The sequence below is a fragment of the Brevundimonas viscosa genome (assembly GCF_900116065.1).
GTDB classification, from domain to species: Bacteria; Pseudomonadota; Alphaproteobacteria; order Caulobacterales; family Caulobacteraceae; genus Brevundimonas; species Brevundimonas viscosa.
Genome location: NZ_FOZV01000004.1, coordinates 90,197 through 104,783, shown reverse-complemented (window position 1 = coordinate 104,783; position 14,587 = coordinate 90,197). Strand labels below are relative to the sequence as shown.

Annotated in this window: 19 protein-coding genes and 1 tRNA gene; 10 read left to right on the top strand and 10 right to left on the bottom strand. The window is 70.6% G+C overall.

Annotated features, from left to right (window positions below):
• Positions 1 to 153: 153 nt before the first annotated feature.
• A complete protein-coding gene (locus tag BM333_RS08910; protein WP_092310053.1) occupies positions 154 to 1,770 on the top strand; it encodes a response regulator in 1,617 nt (538 codons plus the stop codon).
• Here the strand turns inward: BM333_RS08910 and BM333_RS08905 are convergent.
• Positions 1,749 to 2,798: a ligase-associated DNA damage response exonuclease gene (locus BM333_RS08905; protein ID WP_092310050.1), complete on the bottom strand. Its 1,050-nt coding sequence runs from the start codon at positions 2,796 to 2,798 to the stop codon at positions 1,749 to 1,751. The genes BM333_RS08910 and BM333_RS08905 overlap by 22 nt on opposite strands.
• Before the next feature lie 82 nt (positions 2,799 to 2,880).
• Between BM333_RS08905 and BM333_RS08900 the strand changes: the two genes are divergently transcribed.
• From BM333_RS08900 to BM333_RS08870, 7 genes are all read left to right on the top strand, one after another.
• Complete coding sequence (locus BM333_RS08900; RefSeq protein ID WP_092310047.1) at positions 2,881 to 3,357, top strand: PaaI family thioesterase; 477 nt, start codon at positions 2,881 to 2,883, stop codon at positions 3,355 to 3,357.
• Entirely contained in the window at positions 3,354 to 3,752 is a 399-nt protein-coding gene (locus BM333_RS08895; RefSeq protein ID WP_245777207.1) for a PaaI family thioesterase, read from the top strand. The genes BM333_RS08900 and BM333_RS08895 overlap by 4 nt, the downstream gene beginning before the upstream one ends.
• A gap of 60 nt (positions 3,753 to 3,812) precedes the next feature.
• The gene (locus BM333_RS08890; RefSeq protein WP_092310044.1) at positions 3,813 to 4,223 is read left to right on the top strand and encodes a hypothetical protein; all 411 of its coding nucleotides are present in this window, start codon (positions 3,813 to 3,815) and stop codon (positions 4,221 to 4,223) included.
• A 33-nt stretch (positions 4,224 to 4,256) separates the two neighbouring features.
• Positions 4,257 to 4,598 (top strand): hypothetical protein, encoded by a 342-nt coding sequence (locus BM333_RS08885; protein WP_177221850.1) that lies wholly within the window; start codon positions 4,257 to 4,259, stop codon positions 4,596 to 4,598.
• Positions 4,599 to 4,685: 87 nt separating this feature from the next.
• A complete protein-coding gene (locus tag BM333_RS08880; protein ID WP_092310041.1) occupies positions 4,686 to 5,138 on the top strand; it encodes a hypothetical protein in 453 nt (150 codons plus the stop codon).
• 10 nt (positions 5,139 to 5,148) lie between these two features.
• Entirely contained in the window at positions 5,149 to 5,577 is a 429-nt protein-coding gene (locus BM333_RS08875) for a hypothetical protein (RefSeq protein WP_092310038.1), read from the top strand.
• A 65-nt stretch (positions 5,578 to 5,642) separates the two neighbouring features.
• Positions 5,643 to 6,278 carry a S24 family peptidase gene (locus BM333_RS08870; protein ID WP_092310035.1) on the top strand — a complete coding sequence of 212 codons (636 nt, stop codon included), beginning with the start codon at positions 5,643 to 5,645 and terminating at the stop codon, positions 6,276 to 6,278.
• A gap of 70 nt (positions 6,279 to 6,348) precedes the next feature.
• Here BM333_RS08870 and BM333_RS08865 read toward each other — a convergent pair whose 3' ends face one another.
• The 4 genes from BM333_RS08865 to BM333_RS08850 all read right to left on the bottom strand — a co-directional run bounded on the left by BM333_RS08865 (position 6,349) and on the right by BM333_RS08850 (position 9,652).
• Entirely contained in the window at positions 6,349 to 6,834 is a 486-nt protein-coding gene (locus BM333_RS08865; protein WP_092310032.1) for an SH3 domain-containing protein, read from the bottom strand.
• Between the two features lie 118 nt (positions 6,835 to 6,952).
• Complete coding sequence (locus BM333_RS08860) at positions 6,953 to 8,623, bottom strand: lysine--tRNA ligase (protein WP_092310028.1); 1,671 nt, start codon at positions 8,621 to 8,623, stop codon at positions 6,953 to 6,955.
• A 31-nt stretch (positions 8,624 to 8,654) separates the two neighbouring features.
• Entirely contained in the window at positions 8,655 to 9,119 is a 465-nt protein-coding gene (locus BM333_RS08855) for a hypothetical protein (protein ID WP_092310025.1), read from the bottom strand.
• A gap of 62 nt (positions 9,120 to 9,181) precedes the next feature.
• Complete coding sequence (locus BM333_RS08850) at positions 9,182 to 9,652, bottom strand: hypothetical protein (RefSeq protein ID WP_092310022.1); 471 nt, start codon at positions 9,650 to 9,652, stop codon at positions 9,182 to 9,184.
• Positions 9,653 to 9,733: 81 nt separating this feature from the next.
• Between BM333_RS08850 and queA the strand changes: the two genes are divergently transcribed.
• Both queA and tgt read left to right on the top strand, forming a co-directional pair.
• Entirely contained in the window at positions 9,734 to 10,840 is a 1,107-nt protein-coding gene (gene queA, locus BM333_RS08845; RefSeq protein ID WP_092310019.1) for a tRNA preQ1(34) S-adenosylmethionine ribosyltransferase-isomerase QueA, read from the top strand.
• Complete coding sequence (gene tgt, locus BM333_RS08840) at positions 10,837 to 11,961, top strand: tRNA guanosine(34) transglycosylase Tgt (RefSeq protein WP_092310703.1); 1,125 nt, start codon at positions 10,837 to 10,839, stop codon at positions 11,959 to 11,961. Before queA ends, tgt begins: the two co-directional genes overlap by 4 nt.
• 121 nt (positions 11,962 to 12,082) lie before the next feature.
• Here the strand turns inward: tgt and BM333_RS08835 are convergent, their stop codons facing one another.
• From BM333_RS08835 to BM333_RS08820, 5 genes are all read right to left on the bottom strand, one after another.
• Positions 12,083 to 12,625 carry a hypothetical protein gene (locus tag BM333_RS08835; RefSeq protein WP_092310016.1) on the bottom strand — a complete coding sequence of 181 codons (543 nt, stop codon included), beginning with the start codon at positions 12,623 to 12,625 and terminating at the stop codon, positions 12,083 to 12,085.
• A gap of 55 nt (positions 12,626 to 12,680) precedes the next feature.
• A complete protein-coding gene (locus BM333_RS08830) occupies positions 12,681 to 13,016 on the bottom strand; it encodes a hypothetical protein (RefSeq protein WP_092310013.1) in 336 nt (111 codons plus the stop codon).
• A 65-nt stretch (positions 13,017 to 13,081) separates the two neighbouring features.
• On the bottom strand, positions 13,082 to 13,255 hold the full coding sequence (locus BM333_RS15935) for a hypothetical protein (RefSeq protein WP_177221849.1): 174 nt from the start codon (positions 13,253 to 13,255) through the stop codon (positions 13,082 to 13,084).
• A 104-nt stretch (positions 13,256 to 13,359) separates the two neighbouring features.
• On the bottom strand, positions 13,360 to 14,304 hold the full coding sequence (locus BM333_RS08825) for an alpha/beta fold hydrolase (protein ID WP_177221848.1): 945 nt from the start codon (positions 14,302 to 14,304) through the stop codon (positions 13,360 to 13,362).
• 103 nt (positions 14,305 to 14,407) lie between these two features.
• Positions 14,408 to 14,484: transfer RNA gene (locus BM333_RS08820), tRNA-Lys, on the bottom strand.
• Positions 14,485 to 14,587: the final 103 nt, after the last annotated feature.

Genomic DNA, 14,587 nt, shown 5'->3' with positions numbered 1-14,587 from the left:
GGACAGGAAGATGAAGCCGTGTGGATACGGGCCGGCCTTCTACACCACCCTCCCCGCGGGCGCAAAAAGGGAGGAAACGGCGAAGCTGGCCTTAACGCTTCCGAAAACCGTTGGCGGCCAAGGTCGATCCGACCCAGTGGAGTGCCGGCCAGTATGCCGACGATCGAAGTCCTCACCGACCGCGCCGAGGCGATCGCTCCGGAAACGCCCGGCAGCGAGGTCTTCGCGCGCTTCGCCCGTGAGCCCGACACCCTCGTCATCCCCGTCGTGGAGAACGATCGCCCCGTCGGCCTGATCGAGCGGCACGACTTCCTGCTCAAGATCGCCGGAGCCTTCGGCTACGCCGCCTACGCCCACCGCCCCGCCCTTCATGTCATGGACCCCGAGCCGGCCGTCGTCGAGGCGGGGGTCGAGATCGACGCCTTCTGCGACAGCCTGCTCCGCGGCGGCGCCGGCGCGTTGATGCGCGGCTTCATCGTCACCCGACAGGGCCGTTACCAGGGCGTCGGCACGGTCGTCTCCCTGCTCAAGGCGGTCAACGACCACCAGCGGCTCAGAAACGAAGAGCTGGCGGACGAGGCGCGGGTCCTCGCCGATGGCCGCGCCCAGGCCCTCGCCGCGGCCCGGTCCAAGGCCGAGTTCCTCGCCGTCATGACCCACGAGCTCCGCACGCCGATGAACGGGGTGCTGGCGGTCGCCGACCTGTTGCGACGCCAGCCGCTGAACAAGCAGGCCCAGGCTCACGTGTCGACGATCATGGAGTCGTCGGAGGCGCTCCTGCGGATCCTGCAGGACGCGCTGGATCTCGCCCGGGCCGAAGCCGGGGAGCTCGAACTGGTTCCCGAAGCGACCCCGTTGCGCGCCCTCATGGACGACATCCAGGCCACCTGGGCCGGGCGCGCCGCGCAGGACAACGTCAGCCTGATGGTGAGCTACGAGGGCGACACGGAGCTGACCGCCCTGATCGATCCCCGGCGGCTCACCCAGGTCTTCGACAACCTGATCGGCAATGCGCTGAAATTCGCGCGCAACGGCATGGTCGAGGCGGGGCTGAAGGCCACCGCCAGCGGCGACGTCGTCCGTCTCGAGGCGCGGGTGCGCGACGACGGGCCCGGCATCGATCCGACCCGGGTCGACATGATCTTCGAACCCTTCGTGCACGGCTCGGGCCCGGATGGCGCCGGGCTGGGCCTGTCGATCTGCCGCCAGATCGTGGACCGGATGGGCGGACGGATCCGCGCCGGAAACAACCACGGCCGCGGCGCCACCTTCAGCTTTACGCTGGAGGCTCCCCGGGGCGAGACGGCCGAAACCCAGGCCTCCAACGTCGAGGAACTGCCCGATCTCGACCTGCAGGACAGCCCGCACGTCCTGATCGTCGACGACAACGCCACCAACCGCGTGGTCGCCCAGGCGCTGTGCGAGATGTTCGGCTGCACCTCAGAGACCGCCGAGGACGGCGTCGAGGCGGTGGAGTGCGTCAAGGAGCGCCGCTTCGACCTGGTGCTGATGGACATCAAGATGCCGCGCATGGACGGCGTGCAGGCGACCCAGGCGATCCGCGCCCTGCCCGGCGCCGAGCGCGCCATTCCGATCGTCGCCCTGACCGCCAACGCCGACCCGGAGGACGCCAAGCGCTACCTCGCCATCGGCATGGCCGCCGTGGTCGAGAAGCCGATCAAGCCCGAGCGCCTGCGCATGGCCATGAATGCGGCGCTCGAGCAGGCGGCGACCACCGCCGCCGCCGCTCAGGACCGCTCGGTGGCCTGATCCTCCCCCTCCGGGCCGGACTCCTCGTCCTCCTCGTCGTAGCCGACCAGCCGCAGCGCCCGCGCCGCCTGCCCGTTCAGCTCGCACCAGCGCAGCAGCCCCTCTTCCCGCCCGTGGGTGATCCACACCTCCTCCGGCCTCAGCTCGGCGAAGGTGGCGGTCAGTTCCGGCCAGTCGGCATGGTCGGACAGCACAAGCGGAAGCTCAACGCCCCTCTGGCGTGCCCGGGCGCGCACCAGCATCCAGCCCGAGGCGAAGGCGCGCACCGGGTCGGCGAAGCGTCGGGACCAGCGGTCCTGCGTCGCCGACGGGGGCGCGATCACCACCTCGCCGCCGAGGCTGTTGGGCGGCAACCCGGTCGCCGGCGCCAGCGGCCCGAGCTCCACCCCTTCGCGTTTGTACAGCCGGTTCAGTCGCTCCAGGGCGCCGTGGACGTAGACCGGTCGCTCCCAGCCTGCCTCCCGAAGCAGCCGGATCACCCGCTGCGCCTTGCCCAGCGCGTAGGCCCCGACCAGGTGCGCCCGCTCCGGAAACTGGCGCAGCGACTGCACCAGCCGCGCCACCTCGTCTTCGGCCGGGGGGTGCACGAACACCGGCAGGCCGAAGGTCGCCTCGGAAACGAAGACATGGCAGGGAACCGGCTCGAACGGCGCGCAGGTCGGATCCCGGCGCCGCTTGTAGTCGCCCGACGCCACCATGGTCAGCCCGCGCCAGCGGATCACCGCCTGGGCGGAGCCCAGCACATGCCCGGCGGGAACGAGGCTCACCTCGACCCCGTCCCGCTCCGTCCGTTCGCCATAGGCCAGCGCCTCCCGCCGCCCGGCGAAATCCTCGCCATAGCGCTCGGCCATGATCGCCAGCGTCTGGGGCGTGGCCAGCACCGTCCCGTGCCCGGAACGCGCATGGTCGGAATGCCCGTGGGTGACCACCGCCCGCGCCACCGGCGCGACGGGATCGATGTGGAAGTCCCCCGGCGGGCAGTACAGGCCTTCCGGCGTCGGCCTGAGCAGGTCCTCGTAGCGGATCATCCAGCCTCCTGCCCCTCCGGTCGGATCAGGAACGCACGACGGGCGCTTGCGCTCAACCGGCCGGCCGGACGATAGCTGGCGCATGACCGCCTCGCCCCTCGTCGACCTCCTGCCCCAGCTGGCCTCCGGCGCGGCGCATACGCATGCCCTGGGCTTCGCCTTCGACAGCCTGACGGGAGATCGCGTCCGGATCCGCGCGCCCTGGCGGGAGGAGCTGGTCGGCGACCCCGACACCGGCGTGCTCGCCGGCGGCCTTGTCACGACCCTGCTCGACCACGCCGGCGGCCTCGCCGTGTGGGTGGCGCTGGACCGGTTCGAACCGATCGCCACCCTCGACCTGAGGGTCGACTACATGCGGGCGGCCCGGCCGCGGGCGGATCTGATCGCCGAGGCGCGCTGCTACCGCCTGACCCGCTCCATCGCCTTCGTCCGCGCCTGGGCGTTCGAGGACCATCCGGACGATCCGGTCGCCGCCGCCCAGGCCGCCTACATGCTCGACTCCAGCCAGGGTCGTCCGGTCGGAGCCAATCTGCGGACGCGTCAGGGAGACGAGGCGTGAGCGACCTGCTGGAGACCATCCCCTACGCGCGCTTCCTCGGCCTGACGTCCACGGCCACGGGCGACGAACTGACGGTGACCATGCCCTTCGCCGACCGGCTGATCGGCAATCCCCTCCTGCCCGCCCTGCACGGCGGCTCCACCGCCGCCCTGCTCGAACTCACCGCGGTCGCCCAGGTCGCACGGCTCTACCCGAGGCTGCGCCTGCCGCGGCCGATCAACGTGACGGTGGCCTACCTTCGCTCCGGCAAGCCGCTGGATGTGCAGGCGCGGGCCCGCATCAGCAAGGCCGGCCGCCGCGTCGCCCATGTCGAGGCCCGCGCCTGGCAGGAGAACGAGGACCAGCCCATCGCCACCCTCGCCGCCCATTTCCTGATCGCCGAACACGACTTCTAGTTGCGCGCCAGCACAACCTGTGTTTACCTTTTGTTCCGTGGATAACCACGGAGCAGAAGGATGAACAGACTGATGATCGGCGCGGCCCTTTCGGCCCGCCTGCACGCCGCCGAGGCGGCGATCGACCAGGCCATGGCCGACACCGCTGGACTGGCGGCCGCCCTCCCCGCCGCGCGCGTCGAGGCGGCCCTGTCGGCCACCGCTGGACAGAAGGCGTTCGACGAGGCCGCCGCCAGCCTCAGCGCCCTCGCCGACGCCCGCTCCCACATCGTTCGCACCCACCTGGCGCTCGCCGCGCTCGCCCGCGTGCTGGGGCTGGAGATCCTCGCCGTCGGCCAGCTCGACAAGCCCGGCGACCGCCCGCCCGTGGGGGGCGACGGCGACGATTCGGCTGTCACGCGAATTCTGGTTAACAAATCGTGCGAAAACACCCCTAACAAACCCCTACCTGAGCAAGCGGCGCTGTGTTAAGGAGCTGTTTACCTGTTCAGTTCGGAGGGTTTCATGGACAAGGCCCAAGTCATCGCCAGCGTCGCCGGCGATCTGCACGCTAGCGAGAAGGCCCTCGATGAGGCGATCGTCCGCGCGACCACGCTGGTTCAGTCAATGGTCGGCGGCCGTGCGGCCCTGAAGGTCTCTCCGGTCGTCGGCGCCGACGCCCAGGCGAAAGCGCTTGAAGCGATCGCGGCCCTTGGGGCCGCCCGTCAGGCCATGGTGACCTGCCACGAGGAGCTGGCGAAGGATCACCGTCGGATGGGGTACGGTGTGTACGCTCACGGCGACAGCAAGACCCCAGAGACAACCCGTCCGCCGACCACTGGCGAGCACCGCCTCCGCGCGGTTTAATTCGGCGTAATGTCAGCCAGCGGTCATTTCCGCTGTCCCTGACTTAAGGCAGTATCGCCTCCATGCCAGCAGCGTGGGGGCGATTCTGTGTTCGGGGACATCTACGCCCAAGCGGTCATGGTGGCGGCTGTGATAACCGTCACCTTCGCATTCTGGAAGGGCGACGAGCCGGAACGCATGAGCGCCGCCGCCTACGCTCTCGTTTTCCTGGCGGCGACGATGATCAAGGGAGGGGCCGCCGCCAACGTCCCACGCTGGGGCGTCACGGCGTTGGAAATCATACTGTTGATCGTTTTCATCGTGATCGCTCAACATAGTCGTCGCGCCTGGCTCGTGTGGGCGGCAAGCTTCCAAGGGCTCATTGTCACAAGTCACGTCCTGGTCGCGGCGAGTCTGCGACCACCATTGGTCGGAGCGGCCACGGTGACAAACATGTCCGCCTACGCGCTCCTCATCTCCATGGCCGTTGGCACCTTCTGGGCGTGGCAGGAGCGGCGGGCGGCGAGCATGGCATCGTCTTCCGACCCGCGTCTCCTCTGACCCGCCAGCCATGCTGGACACCGCACCCTCCCAGATCGGCTTCCTCCTCGCGGCGCTGGTCGCGGCCTTCGCCTTCCTCAAGGGCGACGAGCCGGAGCGGATCGGGGCCGGGGCCTTCCTGCTCGGGGTGTTCGCCGCCCTGCTGCTGCACGACCGCACCGCGTTGACGGGCGTCCAGTGGGGGGTGCTCGCCGTCGACCTGGTGTTTCTGGGCGTCTGCGCCGCCCTGGCGTGGAAGAGCCGGCGCTCATGGCCCGTATGGGCCTGCGGCTTCCAGTCCCTGGTGGTGATGAGCCACCTCCTCGCCCTGGTGGACCTGCGGCCGGCCTTGGCCGCCTTCTACGTCGTCATCAACCTGGCCGGTTACGCCGTCCTCGCGGCCATCGCCATCGGAACCTGGCAGGCCTGGCGGGACCGGCGGGCCGAAGGCCTCGCCTGACCGGGATTGACGCGGCTGGCATATAGGCGGATATTCCTATATCCCCGACTCGCCGCCGCATCCCCGTGCCCCTGTCCCACGCCCAGCTCTGGAAGGCCTTCGACCAGCTCGCCCGACGCGAGGGGCTGAGCGCGTCCGGGCTGGCGCGCCGGGCGGGGCTCGATCCCACCGCCTTCAACCCGTCCAAGCGGTTCGGCCCCGGCGATCCGCCCCGCCCGCGCTGGCCGTCCACCGAGAGCCTGACCCGGGTGCTCGAGGCGTGTGGCGTCTCACTGGCGGAGTTCGCGGCCATGGCGCACGACGCGCCGGAGCGGCCGGCGGTGATCCCCCTGCTCGGCATGGCCCAGGCCGGCCAGGAAGGCTTTTTCGACGACGCCGGATTGCCCACCGGCGAAGGCTGGGAGCAGACCGAGCTGCCGCGGCCGCGGGACAGCCTGCTCAGCCTGCGCATCACCGGAGATTCCATGAGTCCGATCTACCGCGAAGGCGACAAGGTGATCGTCGACCGGGAAGCGGCCGACGTGCGCAGGGGCGACCGCGTGGTGGTCCGCACCACCGGCGGCGAGACCATGGCCAAGGAGGTGGCGGCGCTGACGCCGAAAGCCGTCACCCTGGCCTCGATCAACCCCGCCTATCCGCCGCGCGTGGTGCCACGGCGGGACATCGTCTGGATGGGCCGGATCCTCTGGGTCAGTCAGTAGCGGCCGCCGCAACGTGAAAAGCCGCCCCTCGCGGGGCGGCTTTCCTGTCCGTGGACGTCGAACGGATCGATCAGTAACCGCTGACGTAGTGGGCGTTGACCCAGCCGCCGCCGGCGATCTGCACCCATTCGCCCTGCGAGCCGACGGCCGTGAAGGGCTGGCCGGCCGACAGGCTTCCGACCTGGCGATAGCCGGTGCCCGGGCCCGAGCGGATGCGCAGGTTCGAGGTGGCGCGATACTGGGCCGAGCCCTGCACGCTGGCGGCGCGGGCGCGCTGCTGGTTACAGCCGATGTAGGAGCCGGCGGCGGCGCCGGCGCCGGCGCCGACCACGGCCCCGAGGGTCCGCTCGTTGTCCGAGATCTGGCTGCCGGCGAGGGCGCCGAGCACGCCGCCGATCAGGGCGCCGGTGCGCTGGCGGCCGCCCGGGGCGTCGCAGTTGGTGATGCCGTTGGCCTGCTGCGCGGCGGCGGCGGTCGGCAAGGCGACGGGCGCCAGCAGCCCGAGGCTGGCGGCGGCGGCGAGGGCGACGGTGATCTTGTTGTTCTTGGTCGACATGGCTCTGCTCCTGTCATCGAGTTGGTCGATGACGGGCAGAATGCGCGGACCAGTCTGAAGGCTCCCGGAGCCGCGCCGTTATCGGGCGTTCATGTACGTTACCCGACGGGCGCCGGGCTCAGGCGGCCAGTTCCCCCCGGGCCCCCGCCTCGATGAGCTCGATGGTCTTCGGCAAACCGTAGATGGCCGCGAAGGAGCCGAAGCGCGGCCCCTGCGACTGGCCGAGCAGCACCTCGTAGAGGCCCTGGAACCAGGCCCGCAGCGGTTCGAACCCGTGTTCCTTGCCGACCGCATAGACCTCGTTCTGGATGGTCTCGCCGTCGGTGGTGTCGGCCGGCAGCGCCTTCAGCCGCCCCGCCAGGTCCTCCAGCGCAGCCTTCTCCTTCGCGTCCGGCGCGCGGTAGGCCTTCGTGGGCTTCACGAAGTCCTCGTAGTAGTTCAGCGCCCGGTCCATCAGCTGGTCCAGCAGCGGTTCGTTCTCCGGCGTCGCCTCCGGCAGGTAGCGGGCGAAATAGGCCCACAGCTGATCCTTGGTCGAGGCGTTGGCCACTCCGACGAGGTTCAGCAGCAGGGCGAAGGACACCGGCGAGGTGTGGCTGGGCGGGTTCCCGGCGTGGATCGACCAGACGGCGTTGTCGATCCGCTTGGCCGGCTCCTGGGTCTTGTACGCCTCGATAAAGGCCAGATAGTCGTCGATGGCGCGCGGAATGACGTTGAAGTGCAGGCTCTTGGCCGACTTCGGCGACTGGAACATGTACCACGACAGGCTCTCGGGCGTGCCGTAGCGTAGCCACTCCTCCATGGTCAGGCCGTTGCCCTTGGACTTGGAGATCTTCTTGCCCTCGATGTCGAGGAACAACTCGTAGTTGAAGCCCTCCGGCGGCACGCCGCCCAGCGCCCGGCAGACCTTGGAGCTCTCGCGCACGCTCTCGATCAGGTCCTTGCCCGACATCTCGTAGTCGACGTCCAGCGCCGTCCAGCGCATGGCCCAGTCGGGCTTCCACTGCAGCTTCACATGGCCGCCGGTGACCGGAACCTCGGTGCGCCCGCCCGCCGGATCGTCGAACACGATCGTGCCCTTCGACACATTCCGCTCCAACGTCGGGACCTGCAGCACATGGCCGGTGACGGGGCTGATCGGCAGGAAGGGGGAATAGGTCGCCCTCCGCTCCTCGCCCAGGGTCGGCAGCATGATGGCCTGGATCGCGTCGAAGCGCTCCAGCAGGCGCAGCAGCACCTCGTCGAACCGGCCCGAGCGGTACTGCTCGGTGGAGGACAGGAATTCGTAGTCGAAGCCGAAACCGTCGAGGAAGGCCCTGAGCCGTGCGTTGTTATGGGCCCCGAAGCTGTCGTGGGTCCCGAATGGATCGCGCACCTCGGTCAGAGGCCTGTGCAGATCCTCGCGCAGCATCTCCGGATTGGGAATGCCGTCCGGCACCTTCCTGAGGCCGTCCATGTCGTCCGAAAAGGCCACCAGCCGGGTCGGCCAGTGGTCGCCGGTGAGGGCGCGGAAGGCGTTGCGCACCATGGTGGTCCGCGCCACCTCGCCGAAAGTGCCCATGTGCGGCAGGCCGGACGGCCCGTAGCCAGTTTCCAGCACGACGGGCTTCTGCAGCGCCTCGAAGGTCGCCAGCGCCTCGTCCGCCTTGCCGGCGTCGATCAGCAGCTTCGCCGCGTCCCGCTCGGCGTCGGACAGCCGCTTCTTCAGAACGTGGTTCAGAAGGTTGCGGGCCTGTTCGAACGGCCACGACCGGGCGTCGCGCGCGAGGGTTTCGAGGTTCTGCAGCATGAGGGGGCTTTGCAGGCTCAGGTCGCTGCGGTCAACGACCGACCGCGCTTCGGCGCCGCGAACGGCCCAGCACCCACCCCCCGACGGCCATGGGCCAGACCGCAACGTACAGGGCGAAGATCGGATTGATGAGGCCGACCCCGAGGGCGAGGCCGACATAGAAGATCAGGGCCGCCAACGCACATGATCCGGCGTAGACCCACGGATTGCGCCAGCCGAGCGCCCGAAGAGCCAGATCGACCAGCAGCATCAGGACCGCCGCGACGGCCGTCACATTCAGGAGCGCGAGCGCCGCTGGCGCCGCCAGCGTCGCGAATGTCGCCCCGTTGAGCCTGAACTGGGAAATGAATGGCAGCAGCCCCAGCGTGATCGTCGAAGTCGCCAACTGGGCCAGCAGGCCGAGCCAATAGCCGCCCCGCCGGGGCCTGGACGGCTCAGCTCCGATCGCCTGCGGGTCGCCGCTCGCCGGCGCCCCTGTCCGTATTCCGAAAGTCATCGCGTCCCTCCGTCCGGAGGCACGCTAGCCGCCGGGATGTGAATCCCGTCTTTCGCCGGCCGTCAGCGGCGTCTGCACACCGCCCACGCCACGATCGCGGCGCCGGCGCCTACGATCAGCGCGTCCTCGATCAACCCGCTCCGGGTCTGGCCGATCGCCCGCATGGCGCGCTTGCGGGCGGCCAGCGTGGCATAGGCCAGCGGCACGGCGGTCGCGACCGCCATCCCCGCCCCGGTCCGCTCCCGGCCGTGCGGGGCCAGCGCCGATCCCGCGATTCCGGCGCTCATCACCCGGGCCAGCAGGCCGGGAAAGACGGTCCGGTCCGGGGCCGACTTCATCTTGTCGCCGAGCAGTTCGCCGACGCCCATGGCCAGGGCCCCGGCGGTGAACAGCGGATGGGTCAGCAGGCGCAGGCGGCCGGGCGTCTCCCGCCCGGCGACGTGGGCGGCCGCCAGTGCGGCCATGGGCGTCATCGACCGGGCGCTGGCGACGGCGCCGATGAGGGCGGAGGGCAAAAGATCGGGAATGCGCATAGGGCATCAACACCGCGCCGGTCCGACGGTTCACGGCCGCGGCCTTGACCCCGCCCCGCCCTCGTGGCCACTGCCCGCGCCATGAAGACCGCCGACTTCGACTTCGACCTGCCGGAAGACCGGATCGCCCTGCGCCCCGTCGAGCCGCGCGATTCCGCCCGTCTGCTCGTGGTCCGGCCGGGCGGCGGCCTCGAGGACCGCATCGTCCGCGACCTGCCCGACTTCCTGCGCCCGGGCGACGCCCTTGTGTTCAACGACACGCGGGTGATCCCCGCTCGCCTGTCCGGCGTCCGCCAGCGCCCCGGCCCCGAGGGGGAGGTCCTGACCGTCGCGGTCGAGGCCAACCTGCACCACCGCGACGCGCCGGACGTCTGGTCGGCCTTCATGAAGCCCGGAAAGCGAATCAAGGTCGGCGACCGCATCCGCTTCGGCGCGCCTTCCAGCGGGGTTCTCGGCGACGCCGCCTGCGAACTCGGCCGGCTCGACGCCACCGTCGAGGCCAAGGGCGAGGACGGCCTCGTCACTCTGCGCTTCGACCTGTCGGGCCCCTTCCTCGACGAGGCGATCCGCGACGTCGGGGTCATGCCCCTGCCGCCCTACATCGCCGCCAAACGGCCCGAGGACGAGCGCGACCGCACCGACTACCAGACCGTCTTCGCCGAGCACGACGGCTCGGTCGCCGCACCGACCGCCGGCCTGCACTTCACGCCCGCCCTGCTGGAGGCGATCCGCAGGCGAGGCGTTTCGACCCACGCCGTCACCCTCCACGTCGGGGCCGGCACCTTCCTGCCGGTCAAGGCCGAGGATGTCGCAGGGCACCGTATGCACAGCGAATGGGGCGAGGTCTCTGCGGAGACGGCGGCGGCGCTCAACGCCGTCCGCGCCGCCGGCGGCCGCGTCGTCTGCGTCGGCACCACCTCCCTGCGCCTGCTGGAGAGCGCCACAGGCGAGGACGGCGTGGTCCGCCCCTTCCACGGCGACACCGCCATCTTCATCACCCCCGGCTACCGCTTCCGCGCCGTCGACGTGCTGATGACCAACTTCCACCTGCCGAAGTCGACCCTGTTCATGCTGGTCTCGGCGTTCGCCGGGCTGGAGACGATGAAGGCCGCCTACGCCCATGCGGTGCAGACCGGCTACCGCTTCTATTCCTACGGCGACGGCTCGCTGCTATTCCGCGCGGCCTGATGCCCTTCCCCTTCGACATCTCCGCCACCGACGGCCGCGCCCGGACCGGCCTGCTCAGAACGCCGCGCGGCGACATCCGCACGCCCGCCTTCATGCCGGTCGGCACCGCCGCCACGGTGAAGGCGCTGACGGTCGGGCAGGTCGAGCAGACCGGCGCGGATATCCTGCTGGGCAACACCTATCACCTGATGCTGCGCCCCGGCCCGGAGCGGATGGAGCGGCTGGGCGGGCTGCACAGGTTCATGCGCTGGGACAAGCCGATCCTCACCGACAGCGGCGGCTTCCAGGTCATGTCCCTGTCGGGCATCTCGAAGCTGACCGAGGAGGCGGTGACCTTCTCCAGCCACGTCGACGGTTCGAAGCACGTCCTGACCCCCGAACGGTCGATCGAGATCCAGGCCGACCGACTGGGTTCGGACATCGTCATGCAGCTGGACGAATGCGTCGCCTGGCCGGCCGAGGAGAGCCGCGCGCGCGAGGGCATGGAGCTGTCGGCGCGATGGGCGAAGCGGTCGAAGGCCGCCTTCGGCAGCCGCGACGCCCAGGCCCTGTTCGGCATCCAGCAGGGCTCGACCTTCGAGCACCTGCGCCGCGAGAGCTCGGACCGCCTGCAGGACATCGGCTTCGACGGCTACGCCATCGGCGGCCTCGCCGTCGGCGAGGGCCACGCGGCCATGTGCGAGGTGCTGGACTACGCGCCGGAGATGCTGCCCGCCGACCGGCCGCGCTACCTGATGGGGGTCGGCAAGCCGGTGGACCTCGTGGAGGCCGTCTGGCGCGGCGTCGACATGTTCGACTGCGTCCTGCCCACCCGCGCCGGCCGCCACGGCCAGGCCTGGACCTGGGCCGGGCCGATCAACCTCAAGAACGCCCGCTTCGCCGAGGACGAGGAGCCGTTGGACCCCGAGGTCCCCTGCCCCGCCTCACAGGACTACTCAAAGGCCTATCTGCATCATCTTGTCAGGACGGATGAAATCCTCGGCAAGGTGCTGCTCAGCTGGCACAACATCGCCTTCTTCCAGGCCCTGACCGCCGCCATGCGCGCGGCGATCGCCGAGGGCCGCTTCGAGCAGTTCCGCCGCGACTTCCACGCGCGACATGTGTCGAACGGGAGAGGTTAGGAAGTAGGCAACAGGCGCGCCGCGAGCTGCCCAAGGTCCCCGCGACCGAGGCAGCAGGCCCCCCGCCTATTCCTCCTCCACTGCTTCTGCCTGCTGCCTTCTGCCTGCTGCCGCCTGTCGCTTACGACCGCCTCGGCCGAAACCACCGGGGCGCCGCCGGCGGGGCGCAGTTGCGCTGCATGCCGACGCCCTTGAGGAAGGCGCGCCGCATCCGCCCGGCCTGGATGGCCGACTGCACGTGCCGGCTGTGCTGCTCGGCGCCGCTCAGGCGCCGGATCCAGCTGCGGCCCGGGATGAAGTCGGTGGTGGTGTCGCGAACGACGTCCAGCGCCGCCGCCGACGCCGCGTCCGCGGCCCGTTCGCTGACATAGGACCCGTCCGGCGCCGGCGGCTCGTCGGTGTCGGGCCCCAGCGCCTCGTCGAGGCGCGCGATCTCGGCCCCGATGGTCGCACACTGGTTCAGGTTGCGCAGGTCGTACGGATTGCTCTCGGCCTGCAGCAGCACCGTCGGAATGTGGTCCCGGCGCAGGTTCAGGTCCTCAAGCGGCGCCGTCAGGGCGTCGCCCAGCCCTGCCCCGAAGTCGCGCCCGCCCTGCGCCGCCGAGGCGCCGGCGTTGCAGCCCATCAGGGCGAGAACGGGCAGGAGCAGGATCAGGCGGCGCATGGCCGCACTCAACCACGTCGCCGGACGCGGCGGAAGCGCGACCGGAGCGCGCGGCTCAGCTCGCCGAGCCGGTCTTCAGGCGCTGCTGGTTGCCCGCCCGGGTCTTCGGCCCCTGGCCGCTGTCGATCTCGGTGTTGCGCGGCCGGTTGCGGTTGGTGCTCCCCAGCTGGACGTCGTCGGCGCCGAGCGCATCGCCCTCGTCCATGTAGTCCGCGACCTCGCCGGCCGCGGGCGGCGCGAGACTGGAGTCGGCGACATCCGGCGCGGCGTAGCTGCGCGGCTCCGGCCGCCGGGCCTCGCCGCCGGCTTCGGTCTGGTCGCCGGGACCGACCGGATCGGTGGCGGCGTTCTGGGCGGTGGCCTTGGAGGAATCGACGTTCTGGTGCGGCATGGCGGGCTCCTTGCGGGGACAGTGACTGGAGAACCCGCCCGCTGGCGGCCTGTTCCGGATCGCCGTTAGCGATCGAGACTGGCGTAGAAGCGCTCGTAGCGGGTCGGATCGGTCCCGTTGCTGGTCTCCAACAGCCGCGCCGCAACGTAGCCGGAGGCGAGAACCGAGCCGACCATGCAGGCGAGGACGATGATCAGGTCCCGATCCGTCCGGCGCGTCCGACCGCGATCACGCTTCATGCTCCCGACTCCCCAGGCCGCGCCCCGGCGCCGCCGGCGGCCCGCAGATAACAACCGCGACGGGTGAGAGTTCCCGTTCTCCCTCGGACTGCGGGTCGCCCCGGTCAGCGCCCCAGAAACTCCGCCACGTCGGCGGCGAAGCGCGCCGGTTCCTCGACGAACATGAAGTGGCCCCTGCCCGGGTATTCGACGATCCGCGCGTCCGGGAGGTCGTGAACCAGGTCGCGCTGCGGCTCGACCACGGTCTGGAAGTCGGCCAGGCCGGCAATCACCAGCACGGGCATGGTGAGCCGCGCATGCCGATCGAACCGGTAGTCCATCAAGCCGCCGGCGCCGAACAGGGCCTGTCCGATCTGACCGGTGTTGCGCAGGCCGTCGACGGCGTCGCTCTCGTCCACCAGCCGCTGCGTCGCCGGCTCCGGGAACATGGCGCCGTCGATGAACGCGCGACCGGCGGCGAACGGGTTGCAGCGGGCGCGGGAGCCGTCCGGCCGCGCCTCGACGGCGCGGAGGTAGGTTTCCGGCTCCAGGCGTTCCAGTCGCAGGCATTGCAGGTCCATCGCCGCCGGCAGGTCGGGCGCCGCGGCGACCAGCGCCAGCCGCTCGACCCGTTCCGGGTGCGCGGCCGCGTACTCGAGCGCGAGGATCGTGCCGAAGCTGTGGCCGATCAGCGAAATGCGCTCCACGCCCCACGCCTGTCGCAGCTGTTCGAGGTCGTCGACCAGCAGTTCGAGGCTGTAGGCGTCGTTCCACGGCCGCTCCGAGCGCCCGCTGCCCCGCTGGTCCAGATAGACCATACGCAACCGCGGCTCGAGCGCCGGCCCCGCGTAGCGGGCGAAGGTCTGGCTGCCCTGGCCCGGCCCCCCGTGCAGGAAGACCACCGGCGTCCCTTCCTCGCGGCCCGCCACCCGATACCAGAGCCGCACATCGTTGATGACGGCGTGATGGGCGCCGGGCGCGAGGGAGGCCTCGCTCGAGGCCCGGACGGCGGTCGCCGCGGCCAGAAGCGCGAGGGCGGCCAGACCGGACAGAAGCGGACGCAGGAACACGACAGGAGAACTCCGGGAAGATGCAACCCCGGCATGAGGCCGGCGACCGGGTCCATGGATGCACGACGAGATGGATTTCACGGCGGGCCCGCCGCCGGGGCGATGGTACGTCCCCTGGGACTCGAACCCAGGACCCCCTGATTAAAAGTCAGGTGCTCTAACCAGCTGAGCTAGGGACGCACGTCGCGGGCCGGCCGCAGGGGCCGGCGACGCGCCTTCTCCGACAGGACGCCGCCGGGGTCAAGCCGGCCGCTCGACCGCATCGAACGGAGCGGTTAGGCAG

Bases quoted from the DNA above. Each gene is read 5' to 3' on its own strand.
- BM333_RS08910 (WP_092310053.1), top strand. From the start codon at position 154: ATGCCGACGATCGAAGTCCTCACCGACCGCGCCGAGGCGATCGCTCCG.
- BM333_RS08905 (WP_092310050.1), bottom strand. From the start codon at position 2,798: ATGATCCGCTACGAGGACCTGCTCAGGCCGACGCCGGAAGGCCTGTAC.
- BM333_RS08900 (WP_092310047.1), top strand. From the start codon at position 2,881: ATGACCGCCTCGCCCCTCGTCGACCTCCTGCCCCAGCTGGCCTCCGGC.
- BM333_RS08890 (WP_092310044.1), top strand. From the start codon at position 3,813: ATGAACAGACTGATGATCGGCGCGGCCCTTTCGGCCCGCCTGCACGCC.
- BM333_RS08885 (WP_177221850.1), top strand. From the start codon at position 4,257: ATGGACAAGGCCCAAGTCATCGCCAGCGTCGCCGGCGATCTGCACGCT.
- BM333_RS08875 (WP_092310038.1), top strand. From the start codon at position 5,149: ATGCTGGACACCGCACCCTCCCAGATCGGCTTCCTCCTCGCGGCGCTG.
- BM333_RS08865 (WP_092310032.1), bottom strand. From the start codon at position 6,834: ATGTCGACCAAGAACAACAAGATCACCGTCGCCCTCGCCGCCGCCGCC.
- BM333_RS08860 (WP_092310028.1), bottom strand. From the start codon at position 8,623: ATGCTGCAGAACCTCGAAACCCTCGCGCGCGACGCCCGGTCGTGGCCG.
- BM333_RS08855 (WP_092310025.1), bottom strand. From the start codon at position 9,119: ATGACTTTCGGAATACGGACAGGGGCGCCGGCGAGCGGCGACCCGCAG.
- BM333_RS08850 (WP_092310022.1), bottom strand. From the start codon at position 9,652: ATGCGCATTCCCGATCTTTTGCCCTCCGCCCTCATCGGCGCCGTCGCC.
- queA (WP_092310019.1), top strand. From the start codon at position 9,734: ATGAAGACCGCCGACTTCGACTTCGACCTGCCGGAAGACCGGATCGCC.
- BM333_RS08835 (WP_092310016.1), bottom strand. From the start codon at position 12,625: ATGCGCCGCCTGATCCTGCTCCTGCCCGTTCTCGCCCTGATGGGCTGC.
- BM333_RS08830 (WP_092310013.1), bottom strand. From the start codon at position 13,016: ATGCCGCACCAGAACGTCGATTCCTCCAAGGCCACCGCCCAGAACGCC.
- BM333_RS15935 (WP_177221849.1), bottom strand. From the start codon at position 13,255: ATGAAGCGTGATCGCGGTCGGACGCGCCGGACGGATCGGGACCTGATC.